22 protein-coding genes are annotated in these 23,630 nt (G+C 56.4%); 10 read left to right on the top strand and 12 right to left on the bottom strand.

Translation table 11 applies throughout. The features are described 5' to 3' along the window. Positions 1-329: 329 nt before the first annotated feature. The 3 genes from ACK13D_RS14370 to ACK13D_RS14360 are packed head-to-tail and all read right to left on the bottom strand — an operon-like array spanning position 330 to position 4,009. Positions 330-1,589 (bottom strand): glycerate kinase type-2 family protein, encoded by a 1,260-nt coding sequence (locus tag ACK13D_RS14370; RefSeq protein ID WP_061901202.1) that lies wholly within the window; start codon positions 1,587-1,589, stop codon positions 330-332. A gap of 2 nt (positions 1,590-1,591) precedes the next feature. Beyond that, a complete protein-coding gene (locus ACK13D_RS14365; protein ID WP_167430194.1) occupies positions 1,592-2,680 on the bottom strand; it encodes a tartrate dehydrogenase in 1,089 nt (362 codons plus the stop codon). 18 nt (positions 2,681-2,698) lie between these two features. Then, positions 2,699-4,009, bottom strand: coding sequence for an MFS transporter (locus tag ACK13D_RS14360; protein ID WP_010260106.1), 1,311 nt, complete (start codon positions 4,007-4,009; stop codon positions 2,699-2,701). 128 nt (positions 4,010-4,137) lie between these two features. Here ACK13D_RS14360 and ACK13D_RS14355 point away from each other — a divergent pair, with 128 nt between their 5' ends. Beyond that, positions 4,138-5,046, top strand: a complete 909-nt coding sequence (locus ACK13D_RS14355; RefSeq protein WP_010260103.1) for a LysR family transcriptional regulator — start codon at positions 4,138-4,140, stop codon at positions 5,044-5,046. Positions 5,047-5,665: 619 nt separating this feature from the next. Further along, entirely contained in the window at positions 5,666-6,439 is a 774-nt protein-coding gene (locus ACK13D_RS14350) for a DUF3750 domain-containing protein (RefSeq protein WP_010260100.1), read from the top strand. Positions 6,440-6,469: 30 nt separating this feature from the next. Here the strand turns inward: ACK13D_RS14350 and ACK13D_RS14345 are convergent, their stop codons facing one another. Next, the gene (locus tag ACK13D_RS14345; protein WP_022624131.1) at positions 6,470-6,649 is read right to left on the bottom strand and encodes a hypothetical protein; all 180 of its coding nucleotides are present in this window, start codon (positions 6,647-6,649) and stop codon (positions 6,470-6,472) included. 193 nt (positions 6,650-6,842) lie between these two features. Between ACK13D_RS14345 and ACK13D_RS14340 the strand changes: the two genes are divergently transcribed. Both ACK13D_RS14340 and ACK13D_RS14335 read left to right on the top strand, forming a co-directional pair. Further along, positions 6,843-7,088: a hypothetical protein gene (locus ACK13D_RS14340; protein ID WP_010671328.1), complete on the top strand. Its 246-nt coding sequence runs from the start codon at positions 6,843-6,845 to the stop codon at positions 7,086-7,088. Between the two features lie 20 nt (positions 7,089-7,108). Further along, a complete protein-coding gene (locus tag ACK13D_RS14335; RefSeq protein ID WP_022624132.1) occupies positions 7,109-7,606 on the top strand; it encodes a helix-turn-helix transcriptional regulator in 498 nt (165 codons plus the stop codon). A 3-nt stretch (positions 7,607-7,609) separates the two neighbouring features. On the opposite strand, the gene mgtE is transcribed toward ACK13D_RS14335, so the two are convergent. From mgtE to ppk1, 5 genes are all read right to left on the bottom strand, one after another. Further along, positions 7,610-9,043, bottom strand: a complete 1,434-nt coding sequence (gene mgtE / locus ACK13D_RS14330; protein WP_010260086.1) for a magnesium transporter — start codon at positions 9,041-9,043, stop codon at positions 7,610-7,612. A gap of 133 nt (positions 9,044-9,176) precedes the next feature. Next, positions 9,177-9,383, bottom strand: coding sequence for a YfgG family protein (locus ACK13D_RS14325; protein WP_418796689.1), 207 nt, complete (start codon positions 9,381-9,383; stop codon positions 9,177-9,179). 101 nt (positions 9,384-9,484) lie between these two features. Further along, positions 9,485-10,099 carry a tellurite resistance methyltransferase TehB gene (gene tehB / locus ACK13D_RS14320; RefSeq protein WP_158149113.1) on the bottom strand — a complete coding sequence of 205 codons (615 nt, stop codon included), beginning with the start codon at positions 10,097-10,099 and terminating at the stop codon, positions 9,485-9,487. 41 nt (positions 10,100-10,140) lie between these two features. Next, the gene (ppx, locus tag ACK13D_RS14315; protein WP_010260078.1) at positions 10,141-11,667 is read right to left on the bottom strand and encodes an exopolyphosphatase; all 1,527 of its coding nucleotides are present in this window, start codon (positions 11,665-11,667) and stop codon (positions 10,141-10,143) included. A 5-nt stretch (positions 11,668-11,672) separates the two neighbouring features. After that, positions 11,673-13,733 carry a polyphosphate kinase 1 gene (gene ppk1 / locus ACK13D_RS14310; protein ID WP_003848735.1) on the bottom strand — a complete coding sequence of 687 codons (2,061 nt, stop codon included), beginning with the start codon at positions 13,731-13,733 and terminating at the stop codon, positions 11,673-11,675. 150 nt (positions 13,734-13,883) lie between these two features. Here ppk1 and ACK13D_RS14305 point away from each other — a divergent pair, with 150 nt between their 5' ends. The 3 genes from ACK13D_RS14305 to pstB are packed head-to-tail and all read left to right on the top strand — an operon-like array spanning position 13,884 to position 18,382. Then, complete coding sequence (locus ACK13D_RS14305; RefSeq protein WP_418796686.1) at positions 13,884-15,971, top strand: ABC transporter permease subunit; 2,088 nt, start codon at positions 13,884-13,886, stop codon at positions 15,969-15,971. Beyond that, entirely contained in the window at positions 15,968-17,602 is a 1,635-nt protein-coding gene (gene pstA / locus ACK13D_RS14300; protein ID WP_010260070.1) for a phosphate ABC transporter permease PstA, read from the top strand. Before ACK13D_RS14305 ends, pstA begins: the two co-directional genes overlap by 4 nt. Before the next feature lie 12 nt (positions 17,603-17,614). Continuing rightward, on the top strand, positions 17,615-18,382 hold the full coding sequence (gene pstB, locus ACK13D_RS14295; RefSeq protein WP_010260068.1) for a phosphate ABC transporter ATP-binding protein PstB: 768 nt from the start codon (positions 17,615-17,617) through the stop codon (positions 18,380-18,382). A gap of 109 nt (positions 18,383-18,491) precedes the next feature. On the opposite strand, the gene purN is transcribed toward pstB, so the two are convergent. After that, complete coding sequence (purN, locus tag ACK13D_RS14290) at positions 18,492-19,130, bottom strand: phosphoribosylglycinamide formyltransferase (protein ID WP_010260066.1); 639 nt, start codon at positions 19,128-19,130, stop codon at positions 18,492-18,494. Then, entirely contained in the window at positions 19,127-20,167 is a 1,041-nt protein-coding gene (purM, locus tag ACK13D_RS14285; RefSeq protein ID WP_010671337.1) for a phosphoribosylformylglycinamidine cyclo-ligase, read from the bottom strand. Before purM ends, purN begins: the two co-directional genes overlap by 4 nt. Positions 20,168-20,397: 230 nt before the next feature. Here purM and upp point away from each other — a divergent pair, with 230 nt between their 5' ends. The 3 genes from upp to hda all read left to right on the top strand — a co-directional run bounded on the left by upp (position 20,398) and on the right by hda (position 23,264). Beyond that, positions 20,398-21,024, top strand: coding sequence for a uracil phosphoribosyltransferase (gene upp, locus ACK13D_RS14280; protein ID WP_009088774.1), 627 nt, complete (start codon positions 20,398-20,400; stop codon positions 21,022-21,024). Between the two features lie 147 nt (positions 21,025-21,171). Beyond that, entirely contained in the window at positions 21,172-22,455 is a 1,284-nt protein-coding gene (gene uraA / locus ACK13D_RS14275) for a uracil permease (RefSeq protein WP_010260058.1), read from the top strand. Positions 22,456-22,562: 107 nt separating this feature from the next. Next, on the top strand, positions 22,563-23,264 hold the full coding sequence (hda, locus tag ACK13D_RS14270) for a DnaA inactivator Hda (RefSeq protein WP_195719715.1): 702 nt from the start codon (positions 22,563-22,565) through the stop codon (positions 23,262-23,264). Here hda and arsC read toward each other — a convergent pair. Beyond that, the gene (arsC, locus tag ACK13D_RS14265; RefSeq protein ID WP_158131452.1) at positions 23,261-23,602 is read right to left on the bottom strand and encodes an arsenate reductase (glutaredoxin); all 342 of its coding nucleotides are present in this window, start codon (positions 23,600-23,602) and stop codon (positions 23,261-23,263) included. The genes hda and arsC overlap by 4 nt on opposite strands. Positions 23,603-23,630 lie beyond the last annotated feature (28 nt).

Below are 23,630 nucleotides of genomic sequence, written 5' to 3'. Positions count from 1 at the left end.
AGCCTGCACGTATAAGCAATAAAGCACCTCTAAGCCCGCATCACTGCGGGCTTTTTCATTAGTGCACTGGAGAATTTTGCCTCGTCAGGCAGTCTGTTGCAAAAGCCTGACAGGTTGCAGGATTTGAATCTGATGCCAGAATCGACAGTCGATGTTACGCCGCCTCTTACAGGCAGCGTACGGTAAAAAAAGCGAAGTCATTTTTCTAAAGACTGGTCAAAACGTCTACAGGTCATGCTGATATGGCTTTCAGCTCACTGCAGAACTCTCCTGATAATCATGTCATGCAGACGTTTGCTTAATCCTGCCAGCCATGCGAAAAGTGGCGGCTATGCTACCAGTATTATCCTGATATCGTTCACATTCGTTAATGTTGGTCCCGTTATCAGCAAATCATTGATTGCGTGAAAATAGCTGTAGCTGTCATGCGCGTTCAGACAGGTGAGTGCATCAAGCCCGCGATTTTTTCCGCGCGTCAGCGAATCCGGATAAATCATCGCGCCCGCTGCATCTTCGGTGCCATCAATGCCGTCGCTGTCACCCGCTATGGCCCAGATTCCCCTTTCTCCACGGAGTGCGCAGGCTAATCCCAGTAAAAACTCAGTGTTACGGCCGCCTTTACCCGCACCTTCATTACTTACGGTAACCGTTGTTTCCCCTCCCGACAGCAAAACAGCAGGGCCCTTCAGCGGCTGACCATGCTGCTTCACCGATTTCGCAATGCCTGCCATGACGGTTGCCACTTCCCGGCTCTCACCTTCCAGGGCATCACCGAGTATCAATGGGGTAATACCATGATTACGCGCAGCCCTGGCTGCGGCCTGTAATGCCATTGCTGGTGTGGCAATCATCCTGACCTCACCAATGGGCAGCATGCCTGACAACGCCAGCGGCTGGCTCAACACATGGCGAACCTCGGCGGATACCGGAATAGCGTAGCGCTCGAGCACCTTCAGTGCATCTTCTGGCGTGCTGTTGTCAGCCACAGTCGGACCTGATGCCACATCTGCCGGATTGTCACCCGGGACATCGCTGATAATCAATGAAACCACCCGTGCAGGCTGCGCCAGTGCAGCCAGCCTGCCGCCTTTTATCGCCGAGAGGTGACGCCTGACCAGATTCATTTCCCTGATGCTGGCACCGCTGTGCAGCAGTGCACGGGTAACAGACTGTTTATCGGCCAGCGTGATACCCGGCGCGGGTAATGCCATCACGGCGGAGCCGCCGCCTGATATCAGCGCCAGTACCAGATCGTCGGGTGTCAGTCCGCGCAGCGTTTCCAGAATCAGCATAGCCGCCGTTTCACTCATCGCATCTGAAACCGGATGGGAAGCCTCCAGAATACGGATACGCCCGGCGGGCACTGCATGACCATAGCGAGTCACCACCACGCCACTGACATCCACGTCTGGCCAGGCGGCATCCACAGCCGCCGCCATGGCGGCCGAAGCCTTGCCTGCCCCGACCACGATACAGCGGCCAGCAGGCTTCTGCGGCAGCGCCGCCGGAACGACAGGCCCGGGACGGGCACTGTCAACCGCCTGCTTAAAGATATCCTCCAGTATCGTTGCGGCCTGATCGTTTCTCATTGTTATGCAATCTCAGCAACGGTTGAACGGGATTCGATGAACTGCACCACAGCACGCGTGACATCGGCCGTTGTGGCCGTGCCGCCCACATCGGGCGTCAGGATGCCGCAGGTGCAGACATGTTCGATGCTTCCCATGATCAGTGCAGCGGCTTCATGCTCGCCCAGATGCTCCAGCATCTGTACCGCCGTCCAGAAGGTGGCGATCGGGTTAGCGATGCCCTTACCGGTGATATCAAAGGCTGAGCCGTGAATCGGCTCGAACATCGATGGAAAGCGCCGCTCAGGATCGATGTTCGCTGTTGGCGCTACGCCAAGGCTGCCAGCCAGCGCCCCGGCCAGGTCGGATAAGATATCGGCATGCAGATTGGTGGCGACGACCGTGTCCAGGCTCTGCGGGTGCAGCGTCATGCGGTGCGTCATGGCATCCACCAGCATTTTGTCCCACTGCACATCCGGGAACTCCAGCGCCACTTCAGCCGCAATTTCATCCCACATCACCATGCCATGACGCTGCGCATTGGATTTAGTGACCACCGTCAGCAATTTACGTGGGCGCGACTGAGCAAGTTTAAAGGCATAGCGCATGATCCGGGTGACGCCGACGCGGGTAAAGATCGCCACTTCGGTTCCGACCTCTTCCGGCAGACCTTTATGGGCGCGGCCGCCATTGCCTGAGTATTCTCCTTCGGAGTTTTCACGCACGATGACCCAGTCGAGGTCACCTGGACCCCGATTACGCAGCGGCGAGGTAACGCCAGGCAAAATTTTTGTCGGCCGCACATTCGCATACTGATCGAAGCCCTGACAAATCGGCAGGCGCAGCCCCCAGAGGGTAATATGGTCAGGCACATCCGGAGCGCCGACCGCGCCGAAATAGATAGCATCGAATTTTTTCAGCGTCTGTAAGCCGTCTTCCGGCATCATCACGCCGTAGCGTTTGTAGTAGTCGGAACCCCAGTCGAAAGTCTGAATATCAAATTTCAGCTGCGGATCGCGATGTGACAGCGCTTTCAGGACTTCAATGCCGGCAGAGATGACTTCAGGGCCGATACCGTCAGCAGGAATTGCGGCAATAGAGTAGTTACGCATGATGTTTCTCCGTATTAATTAATGAGTGTGAGGTTGATGAAGTTCTGTGGTCTGAGGCTTTTTCGCTTTTCCGGACAGAATCAGTACCGTCAGGGCTGAAATCAGCAGCAGTCCGGCCACGAAATAGAGTCCCCCGGTATAGCTACCGGTTTGCTGGCGGATGATGCCAATCATCATCGGTCCGACAAATCCACCGAGGTTGCCAATCGAATTAATGGCTGCAATGCCCGCTGCCGCCGCTGGCCCGCTCAGGAAAAGGGTAGGCATGCTCCACAGCGGGGGCTTGGAAGCGCTGATCCCAACGGTGACGAGTGTCAGGGCGATAATCACTGAGAAAAGGGTTGTGACGCTTCCGGCATAAATCAGCCCGGCCGCGGCCAGCAGACAGGCAGCAATAACATGCCAGCTGCGTTCACGGGTACGGTCCGAGTGGCGGGCCCAGAGGATCATGCCGAGAACACCGGCCACCGCAGGGAAAGCATTCAGGAAGCCGATTTCTAACGATGAGGCACCAAAGCTGTGAATAATCTGCGGTGCCCAGATACCCAGGGTATAAAGACCGGCTGAGGTGCCAAAATAGACCAGCGCCAGTGCCAGAACCCGCTTATCCGCCAGACCGCGCCATGCGCTGGTGTGGCTTTGCCCGGTTGCGCGCGCCTGCTCTTCAGCCTGCAGAGAGTTTTGAAGCCAGGTCCGCTCTTCTTCGGTCAGCCATTTTGCTTTGGCAGGACGGTCGGTGAGCCAGAACAGAACGACGATGCCCAGCAGTAAAGCGGGGATCGCCTCCAGCACAAACATCCACTGCCAGCCGGCAAAGCCCATCAGCCCATGCATCTCCAGCAGCGCAGCGGAGATAGGGGAGCCAAGCGCAGTAGAGAGTGGTGCTGCGGCCATAAAAATGGCGGTAACCTGCGCACGTTTTACAGCCGGGAACCAGTAGCTGAGATAAAGGATGATACCAGGAAAGAAACCGGCCTCGGCTACGCCGAGCAGAAAGCGGAGAATATAAAAACTGGTGGTGCCCTGAACAAATGCCATACAGCCGGAGACCAGTCCCCAGGTAATCATGACGCGGGCGATCCAGATACGGGCACCGACTTTATGCAGAATAAGGTTAGAGGGGACTTCAAACAGAAAGTAGCCAAGAAAGAAAATCCCGGCCCCCATACCGAAGACCATCGGCGAAAAACCCAGGTCCTGATTCATGGTCAGGGCGGCAAAGCCAATATTAACCCGGTCGAGAAACGCGATAAAATACAGCAGCATGATAAAAGGAATAATCCGCAGCGTTACTTTGCGCATTACCTTTTTTTCGAGGTCATTGTGCATATCAGGATGCTCCACAGTCAGGTAGGGTTGTTATCATTTTGTTGTGAACCCAGTATGCTGTTTTGACTGGCGTTATCATCGGCAAGGGTTTATATAAATAACTTGTATAATCTGAGTGCGGGCGAAAAATGGATATAAATCAGCTGAGATGCTTCGTAGTGGTAGGTGATGAACTTCACTTCGGCAGGGCTGCCCGGAAGCTTGAAATGATGCCTGCGTCACTCAGCCGTTTTATCCGCTTGCTGGAAGAGGATCTGGGTATACGCCTGCTGAATCGTTCTACCCGGAACGTTTCTCTGACCCGGGAAGGCGCGGAGTTTTTGAGTGAGGCTAAGTCCGTTGTTGCGGATTTTGATGCGTTACGGTTGCGGTTCCATAAAAACATCGCGTCGCAGAAAAAAACGTTGCGGATCGGTGCCATTGACAGCGCGGCGAGAGGATTACTGCCGAAACTGCTTAACCTGTTTGTCAGTGCGTTTCCTGATGCCGATATCCACATCAGTGAAGATAAATCGCACAGCCTGATCCCACGACTCACCTCGGGCTGGCTGGACCTGGTGTTTGTGCGACCGCCAGAACAAACAGATGTCATTCTGACCACTCGCTTTATCGCCCATGAAACCTGTGTACTGGCAGTCCCTGCTCATCACCGGTTGGTGCATTACGATCGGGTAAGCATTGAGGATTTTTGCAATGAGCCGGTGATTGTGCCGGAAAGACGTTCCCGTCCCCACAGTCATGACCTGACGATGAACCTGTTCAGAGCGGCCGGTAAATATCCGGTTATCGCTCAGTATGCTGAGGAAAAACAGACAATACTGAGCTTTGTTGCTGCTGGGCTGGGTGTGGCGCTCGTGCCATCCTCTTACCGCAACATGAACGCGGATGGCGTAACCTATCTGCCACTGGCTCCGGTCGACAATATAGCCGGGCTGCCACTGTGCGTGATGTGGCACCAGGGAAACAGGGATATCTACGTTAATGCGGTGCTTAATATCCTTGCGGACAATCTTGAGGTATTAACAAAAGAGCTGTAGTGGCAGGCCTTACTTCTGACTAAAAGAGTACGTACATCCTGTTTATATCTGCAGGTATAGCGCTAACAGTGAAAACGCCACGGTATGCCTCATGTTCGCTGATGCTTAGGTTTTATCAGAGCAACGACTTTATAGTTTCGACAAATTGGCGTTCACTCAGGGCAGTGTGATTCCCCTCGGGTTATGCCTGCAGCAGGCAATCAGGGCCGGATAAAAAATAATGAGTTTATTAAAAGCGTTAAATACCCTGAAACAGTAAGGACGCTTTATGGGTTACTGACACCAGGGTTTTAATGCGAAGGCATGCGGTTATCACTTATTCAGGAAAACTCGCTCATCTATTGATGAGACCCTGCCAGGTAACGGATTACGATGTGGTTATCGCATTCGCCGTGCTGTTTTAACCTTTCAGCACATCCAGGTCCGTCGCTGGTGTTTTCCTGTTCACTTTGCCGGAAATTACGCTATCCTCCATGCAGTAAAAGCCCGCAACTGACGTCAGTTGTGTCCCGCTTTTACCCGCCGCTTTCATCGATCGTCCGTATCCCAAAGCCGCCATTTACTGAAACCGCCTGCTGAACAGGCGATTCGCGATTCTTACGTCACCAGGAATGTTGTCATGCTCTCACTTAAAGTGTTCAGCCTGTTTTTTGTTGCCGTACTGCTGCTATCGCTGGGAGCCAGCATTGCGCAGGCGACGCGTCACAGCGAAACCGCAGAGCCGGGCGGCTGGGCGACCGCCCGACGTGATTCGTCCGGGATAGCACCCGACCCGCGCGCTTTATATAGCCTGGCTATTGTACAGGTCTATGCTGCGCCGACCTATGGCTGGAAAGGGGCGGTGGCGGTGCATCCGTGGATCATCTTCAAGCGCGCAGGTGAAACGCGTTTCACTCGCTACGAAGTGATTAGCTGGGGCAGCGGCGATAAAGTCCGGCGCAACACCAACCTGCCTGATGGCTACTGGTATGGCGCAAAACCGCGGCTGCTGGTGGAACATCGCGGACCGGAAGCAGAAGCGATGATCCCGCAGATTGAAGCCGCCATTAAATCCTATCCGTGGCCGACAACCTACCGCGCCTGGCCAGGACCGAACAGCAACACCTTCCTGGCGCATATTGGCCGCGAAGTACCCGCTTTAAGGCTTGATCTGCCCGCTAACGCGCTGGGTAAAGATTACCGGCCACTGTGGCGTCCGGTCGGGCTGCCGCCATCCGGGCGCGGTGTGCAGGTGTCGATTCTGGGTGTGGCGGGAGTGACGCTGGGTGCAGAAGAGGGATTTGAAGTGAATCTGCTGGGCCTGAACATGGGAGTCGATTTCACACCGTTCCGGCTGCGTCTGCCGTTTATTGGCGGCCTGGGAAATGACAACCTTCAGCAGGATAAGCCCTGACAGTCTGGCCCCGTCAGGGGCCGTTTCACTTCAGCACACGCCAAAGTCACCCTCTTCGTGATAGAGATTGACGCTCTCTGCTTTCACTTCGATCTCTTTTTTCGCCGCATCATCAACGCGTGCACACCATAAGGTGTCACCTTCGACGCGCAGCACCTGCATTTTCGGGCCGCCGGTTTTAGACTGAACAAAATCCTCTGCTTTAAACATATTGCCTCCGTTGTTAATCGTTTCTGCTGCCAGATGACTTCTGGCGCTGATCGTTTTTTGTGTGACGTTTTCCAGTTTATACCCTGACTGTTTTACTGCGAGAAAAAGTCTGCGCATGCTGAGCCGCACTAAGATAATTTCATAGGGTTGTCAGTTGACAACTTATCAATTCAGCGTCAGGATAGGGAAAAATATGGCAAGGAAGCGGCATCCCAACAAAGAGATCGAAACGGCGTTACGCTACGCCGAATCCCATGGCTGGCTGGTCGTCACGGGAGGCCATCACGCCTGGGGCAAAATGTACTGTCCGAAAAATCTGTTGATGTGCCGATGTGGGGAGTTTTGTCTGACCTGTATCTGGAGCACACCAAAAAACGCACATCAGCATGCCCGCGCGCTGCGGCGCGTGGTCGACAACTGTCACTATCTGAAGTCCTGATGCAGCACAAGGAGAAGCATATGGAATATTGTTTCACATTACGGTTCAGCCTGCCGGAAGGGCACGCGCCGGTGGATGAACTGCTGGAAACGCTGGCAGCGGCAGGCTGTGATGATGCGCTAATCGGCCTGGGCATGCCGGGCAGAATTGCACTGGAGTTCACCCGCGAGTCTGACTCTGCAACGGATGTATTGAAGCAGGCAGAAGAGGATGTGCTGCGTGCGATACCGGGTGCCACGCTGGTGGAAGCCGCACCCGATTTTGTGGGATTGACGGATGTGGCGGAGATCATCGGCATGACGCGTCAGAATATGCGTAAGCTGATGCTCAGCCACCGCCCGCCGTTTCCGCTGCCGGTGCATGACGGTAAAACCGCCATCTGGCACTTAGCGGATGTGCTGGAGTGGCTGAGTCAGCGAGGTAACTATACGCTGCCTGCGGCGACCCGAGAGCTGGCACAGGTAACGCGGCAGCGCAATCTTAACGGGTCGCTGCAACGTTACGGCCTGCAAGCCTGACGATCAGTGCGGCAGCAGGAAAATCGTCGCCAGCCCCAGGAAAATAAAGAAGCCGCCGGTGTCGGTAAGGGCGGTGATCAATACGCTGGAGCCGACGGCGGGATCGCGATTCATTTTAGTCATGACCAGCGGCACCAGCACGCCCATCAGCGCGGCCAGCAGCAGATTAAGCGCCATGGCCAGCATCATAACGCCGCCCAGCGCCATATTGTCATACATCAGCCAGGTGATGCCGCCCATGATGCCGCCCCAGAACAGGCCGTTGATTAGCGCCACGCCAAGTTCGCGGACGATCAAAAACGAAAAGTTGCCCGGTTCAACCTGATGTAAGGCCAGCGCCCGCACAATCATGGTGATAGTCTGATTACCGGTATTGCCGCCGATACCCGCGACGATCGGCATCAGCGTGGCCAGCGCCACGATTTGCGAAATCGTCCCTTCAAACAGCCCGATAACCCTGGAGGCGACAAAGGCGGTACAGAGGTTAATCGCCAGCCAGGCCCAGCGTTTACGTACCGATTTACGCACCGGCGCGAACACATCCTCTTCCTGACTGATACCCCCCATTTTACGAATGTTGCTTTCGTTTTCGGCATTCACCAGGTCGATGATGTCTTCAATGGTCACGCGGCCAATCAGCTTGCCCCTGGCGTCGGTGACGGCGGCTGAAATGAGGTTATAACGTTCAAAGGCGCTGGCTGCGTCTTCGGCCTTATCATTGAGCTGGAAGGTGGTAGGGCGGGCGTTCATCACGTCGCTCACCAGGGTTTTGGGTTTGTTAAGCAGGATGTCCGTCAGCAGCAGTTCGCCCAGCAGCTGATTATCTTTATTGGTGATAAAGAGTTTATCGGTACCGCCCGGCATGCTTTTGCGCTTGCGCAGAAAGCGTTGCACCGTTGCAAGCGTGACATCTTCACGCACCGTCAGGATATTGAAATCCATTACCCGGCCTACGCGGTCACGGTCAAGCTGCACCATATCGAGCATGCGGGCGCGCAGGGCGGGCTCCACCGTTGCCAGCAGGCGTCCGGTCAGGTCACGTGGCAGATAACGCGCCAGCCAGACCTGATCGTCGATATCCAGCGGCTGGATAGCGCGCAGGATATCGCGGTCGCTCATCTCTTCGGTGAGGCTGGCCCAGACCGTTTCAGACGCTTCAACCAGCACATGGCCGCGCCGCTCGTTCGGCACCAGCCGCCACAGCGCCTGACGTTCTTCTTCGGGCAGGGCTTCGAGAATATCCGCGAGGTCAGCGGCATGCAGTTGCAGAATGTCCTGCTCCAGCGCGTCACGCTGGGCCGCATTTTCACGTTGCTGTTCAGGATTGAGATCGCCCGATTTCTCCAGCAGGGCATCAACCAGATCGTGCTCGCTGAGCAGCAGCGTCAGAATGCGATGACGTATTTCACTTAAACGTTGAGAGTGAGAGGCAGACACATTGGATCCCTTAAGTCTGAAAGCACCAGCACGAAGTGTAGCGTTTCGCCTGAAAAAGGGATGCAAAAAAGAGTCCAGTTAGCTGGATAACATTTACGTATCAGGTGCGTTTCAGGCGAAAGGTCGTTATTCGTTATTCGTTATTCGTTATCGCGTATCGCGTATCGCCTGATGTTATGGCAACCGGTTCATGAATAGCTTTCTGTTGCTGATGATGCTCGAAGGCAGCAGGCAGGATAAAAATCAGGCGACTAAAAAGAATGATAAAACTAATCAGCAACACAATGCGGGTCATGGTGCCGGTTTTTTGACGTCTTCGGGGAGAAATAGCGCTGTTCACGCGGGGTGGTTCCTGTAATGACCCCATCTGGGGCGACTGCAATATTTAGTCACAGTCGCCTGATGAAATCAATCGCTGTTGAAAAAAACAGCAGATAAAGATCAGTAACTCGCTTTTTGCGCCAGCAGCGTCGCAAACCGACAGGTGATGCGGTTGCCATTTTCATCTGTGCGATGCAGCTGACCGGGGTGCTCGTTGTACTTCACGATGTGCCAGTTGCGGTAGTAGTGGCTGAGCTCACCTGATTTAAACGCAAAGGAGAAATCAGCCGGGCAGGGCATATCGTCCGTGTTCATCGCCGCCACGATCAGGTTAAAACCGTCTCTGACCGTACAGGCCTGCATGTCGGCAATCAGCTGCGGAATAATCTGCGGCTGAAGGAACATCATCACCACGGTCGACAGCACAAAGTTGAAGCCGCCATTAAAGCGCGTGTTGTTCAGGTCGCGCTGCTCGGTATGAATGCCGCTGAGATTTTCCTGCGCAATAATCTCCTGCAGGCGCGCCAGGCTTTGCGGATTATGATCCCACGCCGTGACGTCAAAACCGTGCTGATTCAGAAACAGCGTATTGCGTCCCACGCCACAGCCAAGGTCAAGCGCCTTGCCGACGTTGAGCTGGGGCAGCGCCGCAACCACTTCGGAGTGGGGCGGCGTTAAACCATAGGTTTCGGCAAAATAGTTTTCGCCTGAAAGGGGTGCGGTTGGTTGTGTCATATTCATCATTTCAGTTAAACGGGCGCCAGGCGCCCGTGTTGTCAGACTTCTTCTTCGAGGATCAGTTTCCATCCCGTGACGTCATTCCAGTAAACCTGCTCCCGTTCAAGATCGAGCTGAACCAGGTTGTTCTGCGTGAAGTAGCCCGCCGGGAAGGTCAGCGTCCAGTGGCCATCATCGCATTTCAGGGTTAACGCCTCCGGACGCGTGGTGGCCTGTCGCTGATTATTCAACAGGGTACCCAGGCGAAGCAGGAAGATCAGCGGCACAAACTGCTTTTTCTTGAACAGCGTCACGCGCGGCAGCTCATCAAGCTTTATCGCTTTACGATGGAATCTGACCAGCGCCGCCAGCAGCATCTGCTGATCCTGATTGAAGCCCGGCAGGTTGGTGTTTTGCAGAATATAGGCTGAATGGCGTTGCAGGCCGCTGTGATTGATGGTCAGGCCCACTTCGTGCAGCATCGCCGCCCATTTCAGCAGTGCGGCCAGTTGTGGATTCGCCAGTTTCTGATTCTGCTCGCGCCACTGCAGATAAAGCTGCTCGGTGGTGTCGAGCACGCGTCGTGCCTGATCGCTGTCGATAGCGTAATGGTTCGCCAGACTCTGTGCCGTACGGCTGCGAATATCCTGATGGCGGAAACGGCCCTCCATCTCATAGAGCACGCCTTCACGCAGCGCACCGTCGGAGAGGCGCAATTCGCGAATGGCCAGCGCATCAAATACGCCGCAAAGAATCGCCAGCCCGGGTACAAACACACCTTTACGCTCTTCCGACAGACCCGGCAGGCTGAGTGCAGCAAAGGATTTGTGTTTCATCACTTCGTCATAGAGCTTTTCGAGGCGCTCAGGCGTAATCAGCTTCTCTTTTTCATCCATCGCCAGCAGCACTTCGCAGGCGGCTTTGATGGTGCCGGACGCGCCCAGCGCATATTGCCAGCCATGCAGACGATATTGCCACGCCAGCGTTTCCAGCTTCTGCGCGGCCGCTAAACGGGCGCGACGGAAGTTTTCACGGCTGATTTCGCCTTTCGGGAAATAGAGCTGGGCGAAACTGACGCAACCCATGCGTCGGCTCTCAACCAGTTGCGGTTCAAAATCCTCGCCAATGACCAGCTCGGTTGATCCGCCGCCGATATCGATCACCAGCTTGCGGCCTTTCTCCGGCTGGGTATGTTCAACGCCCATAAAGATCAGGCGAGCCTCTTCATGGCCCGAAATCACCTCGATCGGATAGGGGATCACCTCGGCCGCACGTTGCAGGAAGGTTTCGGCGTTGACCGCCTCGCGCAGCGTGTGGGTACCGACAATCGTCACGTTGCTCGGACTGAACCCCTGCAGGCGCTCGGCGAACAGGGCCAGGCAGGCTAACCCTCGCTCCATCGCTTCCTCGCTGAGGTTGTGCCGGGCATCCAGCCCGTCAGCCAGATGGACGCGCTGCTTAAGGCGGCCCAGTACCTGCATCGCACCATCGACAACCCGCGCAATCACCATATGGAAACTGTTCGAGCCCAGGTCAATCGCCGCAAACTCCTGGGGTTTTGGCGTACTTTTATGAGAAATTGGCATAGGATTTATTCAGGTTGTTCCAGTTTCTTGATGTAATCATAAATGGCCAGCTGCGATCGCACTTTACGACGATTGCCGCGCTGGACGTAATGGTTACTCAATTCTTTATCGACGATGCGGGCTTTCACCGTATCACTCAACTGAATAGCAATAATGTCGAGTATGCGCTGCCGGATGTGGGGATCGAGAATCGCCACTGCCACTTCGATACGGTAATCAATGTTACGTGTCATCCAGTCAGCGGAGGAGAGGAACACCTTCTTATCGCCGCCATTCTCAAAAATATAGACGCGATCGTGTTCCAGATAACGGTCAACAATACTGATGACACGAATATTTTCACTGATCCCGGGCAAGTCAGGGATTAATGAGCACATTCCGCGCACCAGAAGATTAACCTTCACCCCTACGCTGGAGGCTGTATAAAGCCGATCAACCAGACCTTTGTCCACCAGATTGTTGATTTTCAGAGTAATGCCGCAGGGCTTATTCTGCTGCGCATTAGCAATTTCGGTGTCGATTAGCTCATACAGCATCCGGCGCGAGTTCTGCGGCGAGACCATCAGATGATCGAACGTCACGGGCCGGTAGGGATTCTCAATAAAGTTGAACACCCGACGTACTTCATTGGTGATGCGCGCATCCGCGGTCAGCAACGAGTAATCCGTATAGAGACGCGCGGTTTTCTCGTTAAAGTTGCCGGTACCGATATGCGCGTAGCGCACAATCTCTTCGCCTTCGCGGCGTGAAATCAGGAACAGCTTGGCGTGGATCTTCAGGCCAGGTGCAGAGAAAATTACATGCACACCCGCTTCGGTAAGGCGTTTCGCCCAATAGATGTTGGCTTCTTCATCAAAGCGCGCCTGCAACTCCACCACCACCGTGACTTTTTTACCGTTATAGGCGGCATGGATCATCGCATCCATAATGCGGGAGTGTTTCGCGACGCGGTAGATGTTGATTTTGATCGCCAGCACGCTGGGGTCAAACGACGCCTGACGCAGCAGCTCCAGCACATGCTCAAAGGTGTGGTACGGGTAGTAGAGCAGCACGTCGCGATTGCGAATCGCATCAAAGCCGTTGCGGAAGCCATCAAAGCCGATATGGCGAATCTGCGGCAGCGGGCGGTTCACCAGGTTGTTTTTGCCGACGTTCGGGAAGCCGATAAAGTCTTTGAAGTTGTGGTAGCGGCCGCCGGGCAGAATGGAGTCCAGATTAGAGATGGAAAGCTTGTGGCACAGCAGCGACACCATCGTGTCGGGCATATCGCGCTGGTAGACAAAACGCACCGGTTCCGCCGTCAGTCGCTGTTTCAGGCTGGAGGACATCAGCTCCAGCAGGCTCGACTCCATCTCCGTAACCAGGTCGTACTCGGCGTCACGCGTCATTTTCATTGAATAGGCGTTGAGCGCGTCGTAGTCGTAGAAGCCTTTAAAAATGTCATCCAGGCAGTAACGCAGAATGTTATCCAGCAGGATCATCGGTTTACGGCGGCGCGGTGGCTCTGCCGGTAAATTGATGAAACGCGGTACTTTGTCGGACGGAATTTCCAGCAGCGCATACTGAATATGGTCACCGCGAATGATCTCTACCGCCAGATAGGTGTAGTCATCTTTGAGGAATTCGGTCAGATCCGTCTCATGGGTGATCAGGATCGGCGAAATATGCTGACGCAGCTCATGCTTGAAGTAGTGGCGCAGCCACGCCTGCTGATTGGATGAGAGCTGACGTTCGTTGATCAGGAAGATCTGATTGCGTGCCATCTCCAGCAGCAGATCGTTATAAAGTGCATCAAACTCCTGATCGGACTTCATCACGCGCTGCTGAATTTTCTTAAACAGGTGGCGTGGCGTACTGGCGGAACCCTGTTCTTCACCAATCAGAATGCGGCGTTTGAGGTCAGCAAAACGCACTTTATAGAATTCGTCGAGATTGTTGGAATAGATACCCAGAAAGCGCATCCGCTCAATCAGTGGATTGCTTTTGTCTGCTGCTTCCTGCAAAACCCGTTCATTAAAGGATAACCAGCTTAATTCTTTTTCAATATAAAGCTTTACCTGACCCATTCTCACTCCATTTAGCGGTTGCAGGACTGAAGATCCAGTATCCACCAACATTATGGCGAGAGTATGGCAGCGTTGTCCAACGCCAGGAGTTGTCTTATCAATCGGCTACGGGCAACATAGCGGCTTATTTCAGGCTGCCACCGGAACCGCATGAGCGCAAACCACATTCCTGTCCAATTCAGCGATCGCAAGCGTCGTGCCGTTGATCGTCTGACGCGGCGGCTGGTCACCTGCTGTGGCGTGGCGATCCTGCTGTTGATGCTGCTGCTGTTCTGCTGGCTGATTGGCGTGGTCCTGCCGCTGTTTAATGCACCTGGCCTGCAAATTGCGGCCAGCCAGCAACTCTGGGATCGCGCGCCAGCCTTAGCGATTGGCAATCAGGGTCATGTCGGCTGGCGTATCAGCGCACGCGGTGCGGCCCGTTTTATTCCGCTGGATGGTCAGCCTGCGGAGCCCGCGCTGGCACTAACGCCCGCTCCCGATGAAGCCGTGCTGAGTGCTGATGGGCAGACGCTGCTGCTGAATATGCAGGGCGCGCTGACGCTGATGCAGCCTGCAACCGACCAGCAGTGGCGTTTCCCGCTGGGCGACAAACCCTTTCATCTGCCCGATGGCGCGGTGACGAAGATGGCGCTGGCATCGCGCCATGCTGGTCAGTGGCGCATTGCCGCATTGACAGAGGCCGGACTCCGGGTGCTGACGCTTGGCACCGATCGCCAGGCCTCGGTTATCCCGCTGCCGCAACGCCAGCTGGATCTGCTGGCGCTCTCGCCGGCCGGCGATCTGCTCTACACCACCGAAGGCAATCTGCTGCGGGTCTGGCAACTTGACGATGACCGTGCACTATTGCGTGAAACGCACACCCTGCCGCAGCGGCCAAAAAGTCTGCATCTGCTGGTGGGCGGCACAAGCCTGCTGATCCAGGATGGCAGCGGCGTCACGCAGTGGTTTGCTATCGCCAGCGAACAGGGGCCGCGCCTGCAGCGCATTCGTACCTTTGCCAACAGCGACGGCGAGACCATTCTGGTGACGGAATCACAACGCCGCGTGTTTGCGACGCTCAGCAAACAGGGGCTGTTAAGGCTGTTCGCCAGCAAGCAGGATGGCCCGATACTGCAGCGTCAGCTGGAACCTGGCATTGTGCAGGCTCAGTTTTCGCCGCGTGGCGACAGCCTGCTGATTGAACGGGCGGGAAGCTGGCAGACCCTGCGGCTTGATAATCCGTGGCCGGACGTCACCTGGCGCAATTTCTGGCAAAAAATCTGGTATGAAAATTATCCCGGACCGGACTGGATCTGGCAATCGACCGCGGCGGGTGACAGTTATCAGGCCAAGTTCAGCCTGATGCCGATGGTGATGGGTACGCTGAAAGCGGCGAGTTTAGCGCTGCTGTTTGCCACACCGCTGGCGCTGGCGGCGGCGATGTACACCGCCTGGTTTATGGCGCCAGGCCTGCGACGCTGGGTTAAACCGGCAATCGAAATGATGGGCGCGCTGCCGAGCGTAGTGGTGGGGCTGATTGCCGGGATCTGGCTCGCGCCGCATATTGGTCAGGCGCTGGTGGGTGTGCTGCTGCTGCCGCTGACGCTGGCGGGCACGCTGCTGCTGTGCGGCGTATTCAGCGCGCGTTTACCGCCGCGCTGGCGTCAGCCGGGTCGTGAAGTGCTGATTCTGCTGCCGCTGTTGCTGCTGGTCACGCTGCTGACGCTGTGGCTGCCCACGCTGTTGATACCGGATGCGGGCGACTGGCTGCCGCATTACGAACAGCGCAATCTGCTGGTGGCCGCGCTGGCGATGGGCTTTGCGCTGGTACCGCTGATCTTTACCCTCTCTGAGGATGCGCTGTTCAGCGTGCCTGCTGCACTGGGGCAGGGCTCGCTGGCACTGGGCGCGACGCCGTGGCAAACCCTGACCCGCGTCGTGCTGCCGGGTGCTTCCGCCGGTATTTTTGCCGCCCTGATGATTGGTCTGGGGCGTGCCGTAGGAGAAACCATGATTTTGCTGATGGCGACCGGCAACACGCCGCAAAGTGAAGGTGGCCTGTTCAGCGGCCTGCGCGCCCTGTCCGCCAATATCGCCATTGAGATGCCGGAAGCGGCGGCGGGGAGTGCTCATTATCGCGTGCTGTTTCTCAGCGCCCTGATGCTGCTGCTGTTTACGCTGGTGATCAACACGGTTGCCGAGCTGATCCGTCAGCGGCTGCGCCAGCGCTACAGCCAGCACGAGGAGCAGGCATGAAAGCGATGCAACAGAACGATCGCTGGCGCTGGCTAACCGCCGGTGCCGTAGCCGTCTGCCTGCTGGCCTTTACGCTGCTGATTGGGTTACTGGCCTGGCAGGGCGTGCGCGCTTTCTGGCCGCAGCGCGTCGATCTCTACACGTTTAGCCAGCCTGAAGGGGCCGAGACGCGCCTGCTGGGTGAAACCCTGGAACATCAGCGGCGCTTTCCGGCCCCGGCAGATGAGCAGGGCAACAGCGGCGGACAGGTTAATCGTTATCTGATTAAAACCGGTAACCGTGACTGGGACGCACCCGATTTCCGGGTGGTTTACAGTCGCACGGCAGCGCAGGTCAGCCAGCCTGCGGACATCATGGTGCTGCAGCGCCGCAGCCACGGTCAGGCATACGGCTGGTTTGTCGGCCTGCGTGAGGATAATGAAGAGCTGACTGCGCAGGATCCCGATGCACTGCTGCATCAGCGGCTCGGACAGGTGCAGATGCTGGTGCGGCAGGCTAATCAGATTCGCCGGGTCGATATGGCGCGCCTCAACAGCCAGCGTGAGCAGCTTGATGAGCAGGCGGCCACAAACCGTGCTGCCGGGCGCTTTGATCTGCAGGCCGAGTCAGAATATCAGGCCAATCAGGCCGCTTTGCAGCGCCGTTTTAATCAGCTGAGCGAGACACTGGCTTCGCTGCAACAGCAGAGTCAGCGCGATCTGTTAATCCTGCGGGATGTGCATGGCACCGAACATGCGATCCCGCTGACCGAAATCGTTGACAGCTGGAAGCCGAACGCGATGACGCTGACCGGCAAAACGCTGCATTTTCTGCATCAGCTGTGGCGTTTCGTCAGTGATTCACCCGCTGAAGGCGAGAGTGAATCCGGGGCGTTCCCGGCGATCTTTGGCACCGTGCTGATGGTGCTGCTGATGTCGGTGGTCGTGATGCCGCTGGGTGTCATCGCCGCCATCTGGCTGCATGAATATGCCGGACGCAATGCGCTGACCAGACTGGTGCGCATCGCGGTGGTCAATCTGGCAGGCGTTCCTTCAATCGTCTATGGCGTATTTGGTCTGGGCTTCTTTGTCTGGCTGGTGGGCGGCACGATAGACCAGCTCTTCTTCGCCAGCGCGCTGCCCAATCCCACCTTCGGGACACCTGGTTTGCTGTGGGCGTCGCTGACTCTGGCGTTACTAACGCTGCCGGTGGTGATTGTGGCGACCGAAGAGGGACTATCCCGCATTCCCAACAGCCTGCGGCAGGGGTCGCTGGCGCTGGGCGCGACTCAGGCGGAAACCCTGTGGAACGTGGTGCTGCCGATGGCGGTGCCTGCCATGCTGACCGGCCTGATTCTGGCGGTGGCGCGTGCCGCTGGTGAAACCGCGCCGCTGATGCTGGTTGGCGTGGTAAAAATGGTGCCGGAACTGCCCGTCGACGCGGTGTTTCCTTATCTGCATCTGGATCGCAAATTTATGCATCTGGGCTTCCAGATTTACGATCTGGCGTTTCAGAGTCCGAATATTGAAGCTGACCGGCCGCTGGTGTTCGCCACCGCGCTGCTGCTGGTGCTGATTATTCTGTCGCTTAATCTGCTGGCGATGGGCCTGCGTCACCGTCTGCGTGAACGCTATCGCCTTATGACTCAATAACAGGCTATGACTATGACGTCCGACACGGATATCGCGCTGACCGTTAACCAGCTGTCGCTGTGGTATGGCGAGCGCCAGGCGCTGCAGGCTATTTCGCTGCAGGTGCCGAAAAACAAGATTACCGCGCTGATTGGTCCCTCCGGCTGTGGCAAATCAACGCTGCTGCGCTGTTTTAATCGCATGAATGATGTGATTGATCATTGCCGGGTCGAGGGTGAGGTGTTGCTGGGATCGCAGCCGATCCTGCGACCTGAGCAGGATCTCTCGGCGCTGCGTCGTCGGGTCGGCATGGTGTTTCAGCGCCCTAATCCTTTTCCAAAATCGATCTATGAAAATGTGGTCTACGGGCTGCGCTTACAGGGGGTACGCGATCGGCGGGTGCTGAACGAAGCCTGTGAACGTGCGCTGCGCGCGGCGGCGTTGTGGAGTGAGGTCAAAGATCAGCTGTCACAGAATGCACTGACGCTCTCGACCGGACAGCAGCAGCGGCTGGTGATCGCCCGTGCCATTGCGATTGAACCGGAAGTTCTGCTGCTGGATGAGCCGACTTCCGCGCTGGATCCCATCTCCACGCTGGTGATTGAAGAGCTGATGACCACGCTCAAGCAGCATTTCACACTGGTGCTGGTGACGCACAACATGCAGCAGGCTTCTCGCGTGTCAGATTACACCGCGTTTATGCATCAGGGCGCGTTAGTGGAGTTTGATGAGACTGACCGTATCTTTACCGCGCCAAAACAGCGACGGACCGAAGATTATATTACGGGGCGCTACGGTTAAGTCAGTAACGGGAGCAGAGCAGGTTGTTATGTCAGACGGCTCAATGGTTCCCTGAGCCTTTACCCCGACCGCCAGCACTTCAGGGGAAGCCCCGGCTTCCCCTGTCGGGTCAGTCGTTAGCATAACCCTGCGGCGGCAGCGGTTCGCCATCCAGCCAGGCCTTGCCGTCACGCATCGCCAGACGACCCTCAACAAACCAGCCGATTACCATCGGATAAATGGCATGCTCCTGATGCTGCACCCGCTCCGTAATCTCCGCTTCGCTGTCGCCGGGAAAAACCGGGACTTTGGCCTGCAGGATCACCGGACCTCCATCCAGCTCGTCAGTGACGAAATGTACGGAGGTGCCATGTTCGCTATCGCCATTTTCCAGCGCCTGACGATGCGTATGCAGACCCGGATATTTCGGCAACAGGGAAGGGTGGATATTCAGCAGGCGATCGTGAAAATGGGCCACGAACGCGCTGCTGAGAATGCGCATATATCCTGCCAGCACAATCAGGTCTGGAGTGTAGGCTTCGATTTCAGCGATGAGCTGGCGATCGAAGGCTTCGCGGTCAGTGAAGTCGCTGGCGGCAAGCGAGTGGGCAGGAATACCTGCCTCCTGCGCCCGCGTAAGGCCATAAGCGGCGGCGCGGTTGCTGAACACGGCAGCCACGCTGCCGTGAATCCGCCCGCTTGCACAGGCGTCAAGGATGGACTGAAGGTTACTTCCGTTGCCGGAAATCAGTACAACCAGCTTTTTCATCCGTTGATGACCACACGCTCTTCGGCATCAGACGCTTTAATTACGCCGAGCTTCCAGGCTTTCTCGCCCGCAGCCTGCATCAGCGCAATCGCGTTGTCCGCGTCTGCCGGACTCAGGGCGATGATCATGCCGACGCCGCAGTTAAAGGTGCGGTACATCTCGAAACGGCTGACGTTGCCCGCCTGCTGTAACCAGCTGAAGACGGCCGGCCATTGCCAGCTCTTCTCGTCGATGACGGCCTGAGTGTTGTCGGGCAGCACGCGCGGAATATTCTCCCAGAATCCGCCGCCGGTCAGGTGTGCGATAGCGTGCACATCGACCTGCTCAATCAGGCTCAGGATATTTTTCACGTAGATGCGGGTCGGTTCCAGCAGATGATCGGCCAGCGGTTTGCCTTCCAGCTGTTCAGCCAGCGGATCGGTGTTGCTGACTTCCAGAATCTTACGCACCAGCGAATAGCCGTTGGAGTGCGGGCCGCTGGAGCCGAGGGCGATAAGTACGTCGCCATCCTGCACCTTGCTGCCATCAATGATCTCTGACTTTTCCACCACGCCAACACAGAAACCGGCCACATCGTAATCTTCACCGTGATACATGCCTGGCATCTCAGCGGTTTCACCGCCCACCAGCGCACAACCCGACTGCAGACAACCTTCGGCGATGCCGGTGATCACCGCAGAGGCGGTATCCACATCCAGTTTGCCGGTAGCGTAGTAGTCGAGGAAGAAGAGGGGCTCGGCGCCCTGTACTACCAGGTCGTTGACGCACATCGCCACCAGGTCAACACCAATGGCATCGTGACGTTTGAGATCCATCGCCAGACGCAGCTTGGTGCCAACGCCATCGGTGCCGGAGACCAGCACCGGTTCACGGTATTTTTGCGGCAGCGCGCAAAGCGCACCAAAACCGCCCAGTCCACCCATCACTTCCGGGCGACGCGTCTTTTTCACTACGCCTTTAATACGGTCAACCAGAGCGTTACCAGCATCAATATCAACACCGGCGTCTTTGTAACTGAGAGAGGTTTTGTCGGTCACTGCGAGGTCCCCACGCGAGTTGCGGTTGGTGGTTTAAAATAAAGCGCGGCAATTCTATCAGTGCAGGCAAACGTTTGCGAGTCCGGGATTGCGCATCGGGCGATTTTCATTAATCCTCTATTTGTCCCGGTAAAACCCGCGGCTTTGCGCAAGAGCAGGTGGCGCGGAGCGTAAAAGGCGGTATAATCCCGCGATTTTTTTTTAGCTCAACTCATTCCGGGAGAACACCAATGAAGATCGTGGAAGTCAGACACCCGCTGGTCAAACATAAACTGGGCTTGATGCGTGAGCATGATATCAGTACAAAGCGTTTTCGCGAGCTGGCGTCTGAAGTGGGCAGCCTGCTGACCTACGAAGCGACCGCCGATCTGGAAACAGAGCGCGTAACCATTGAGGGCTGGAATGGCCCGGTAGAGATCGATCAGATCAAAGGCAAAAAAATCACGGTGGTGCCGATTCTGCGTGCCGGCCTGGGCATGATGGAAGGGGTGCTGGAGCACGTTCCCAGCGCCCGTATCAGCGTGGTGGGTGTTTACCGTGATGAAGAGACACTGGAGCCGGTTCCCTATTTCCAGAAGCTGGTCTCTAACATCGAAGAGCGCCTGGCGCTGGTTGTCGATCCTATGCTGGCGACTGGCGGTTCCATGATCGCCACCATCGACCTGCTGAAGAAAGCGGGCTGCACCAGCATTAAAGTGCTGGTACTGGTTGCCGCACCAGAAGGGATTGCCGCGCTGGAGAAAGCGCATCCTGACGTTGAGCTTTACACCGCGTCAGTGGATCAGGGACTGAATGAGAAGGGTTACATCATTCCCGGGCTCGGCGATGCCGGGGACAAGATTTTCGGAACCAAATAAATCGCATAGCCGACCAGAGAGTCGGCTTTTTTTTGGCAAAAAAAAGATCCCCGAACGGGTTCGGTGTGGCTGCGAGGCTCACCGGCGTGCCTGCTGCTGTGCCAGAGGCGCGCGCCCTGGGGGATAAATAACACAAGGGGATAAATGATGACTCGTCGCGCCATTGGCGTCAGTGAACGACCGCCGTTACTGCAAACCATTCCACTCAGCCTGCAACACCTGTTCGCCATGTTTGGTGCCACGGTACTGGTACCGATTCTGTTCCACATCAACCCGGCGACGGTGCTGTTATTTAACGGCGTAGGCACGCTGATCTACCTCTTTATCTGTAAAGGCAAAATTCCCGCTTACCTCGGTTCCAGTTTTGCCTTTATCTCGCCAGTACTGCTATTGCTGCCGCTGGGGTATGAGGTCGCGCTGGGCGGATTTATCCTGTGCGGCGTGCTGTTCTGTCTGGTGGCGCTGATTGTCAAACGCGCGGGCACCGGCTGGCTCGATGTGATGTTTCCCCCGGCGGCGATGGGCGCGATTGTCGCCGTCATCGGTCTGGAGCTGGCAGGGGTAGCCGCTAATATGGCGGGTTTGCTGCCCGCGGAAGGCAGTGCGCCCGACAGTACAACCGTGCTGATTTCGCTGGTCACGCTGGCAGTGACGGTATTCGGTTCCGTGCTGTTTCGTGGCTTCCTGGCGATCATCCCGATTCTGGTCGGGGTGGTAGCGGGTTATCTGCTCTCTGCATTTATGGGCATTGTTGACTGGAGCGGCGTGATCAAAGCACCCTGGTTTGCGCTGCCAACTTTCTATACCCCGCGCTTTGAGTGGGTGGCGATGCTGACGATCCTGCCTGCGGCGCTGGTGGTGATTGCCGAGCATATCGGTCATCTGGTGGTCACCGCCAACATCGTAAAGAAAGATCTGATTCGCGACCCTGGCCTGCATCGTTCGATGTTCGCCAACGGCTTATCAACGGTCATCTCCGGCTTCTTTGGTTCAACGCCTAACACCACCTACGGCGAAAACATCGGTGTGATGGCAATTACCCGCGTCTACAGTACCTGGGTGATTGGCGGCGCGGCGATTCTGGCGATCCTGCTCTCCTGTGTCGGCAAACTGGCGGCGGTGATCCAGGCGATCCCGGTACCGGTAATGGGCGGCGTGTCGCTGCTGCTGTATGGCGTGATCGGCGCATCCGGTATTCGGGTGTTGATCGAGTCCAAAGTCGATTACAACAAAGCGCAAAATCTGATCCTGACCTCGGTGATCCTGATCATCGGCGTCAGCGGTGCGAAGGTGCATATCGGTGCTGCGGAGCTGAAAGGCATGGCGCTGGCGACAATCGTAGGGGTTGGATTAGCGCTGATCTTCCGTGTGATCTCACTGCTGCGTCCGGAAGAAGTGGTACTGGAGGCTGAAGAATCGCGCGAGCCGTGATCGCAGCAAGCCTGACAGGATCGGGGCAGGGACGCCCCATTCATCTCTTTCTGAAAACTGTGTTAGACTTCCCCCGATTTTTTGCTTGTTCTCTTGCTGAGGTGCTTCTGAACACGCCGGCACAATTGTCATTGCCACTCTATTTACCTGACGATGAAACCTTCTCCAGCTTCTGGCCGGGGGAAAACCCGTCGCTGATTGCCGCGCTGAAAGGCGCTCTCAACCAACAACATGGCAGCTATCTCTACTTCTGGTCACGCGAAGGCGGAGGGCGGAGCCATTTGCTGCACGCCGCGTGCGCCGAGATGTCAGCGCGCAGCGAAGCGGTCGGTTACGTTCCGCTGGATAAACGAACCTGGTTTGTACCGGAAGTACTGGAAGGGATGGAGCAGCTGTCACTGGTCTGCATCGATAACATCGAGTGCATTGCAGGCGAGCCTGAATGGGAAATGGCGATCTTCGATCTCTATAACCGTATTCTGGAAACCGGCAATACGCGCCTGTTTATTACCGGCGATCGTCCACCACGCCAGCTTAATCTGCAACTGCCCGATCTCGCCTCGCGGCTGGACTGGGGGCAGATCTATCGCCTGCAGCCTCTCTCCGACGAAGATAAATTACAGGCGCTGCAACTGCGCGCCGGGTTACGCGGATTTGAGCTGCCGGAAGATGTGGGGCGCTTCCTGCTGAAGCGACTGGATCGTGAAATGCGCACCCTGTTTGATACGCTGGATCGGCTTGATCGCGCCTCGATCAGCGCCCAGCGTAAACTCACCATTCCGTTTGTGAAAGAGACACTCGGCCTTTAAAACAGGTCGAGCACCGCTTCGGGCGGACGTCCGATCCGCGCCTTGTCGCCATTGATCACTATCGGCCTTTCAATCAGCACCGGATGTTCCACCAGCGCATCCAGCAGTGCACTTTCGCTTTTGTCGCTGAGTGCCAGTTCGCTATAGATCGCCTCTTTAGTCCGCATCAACTGCTGTGCACTCTGCATTCCCAGTTTCTGTAACAGGATTTGCAGCGTCTCGCTATCGGGCGGCGTTTGCAGATAGAGCACCACGTCCGGCTCTATCCCGCGGGCGTTCAGCAGTGCCAGCGTCTCGCGGCTCTTGCTGCAGCGCGGGTTGTGGTAAATCGTCACCATCTCAGACTCTCCTTTATTCGCAGCGTGA

This window comes from Pantoea sp. K16 (assembly GCF_048452805.1).
Taxonomy (GTDB): domain Bacteria; phylum Pseudomonadota; class Gammaproteobacteria; order Enterobacterales; family Enterobacteriaceae; genus Pantoea; species Pantoea agglomerans.
Note: the sequence above shows the minus strand (reverse complement) of the source record. Positions and strands in the feature narration are given on the sequence as shown.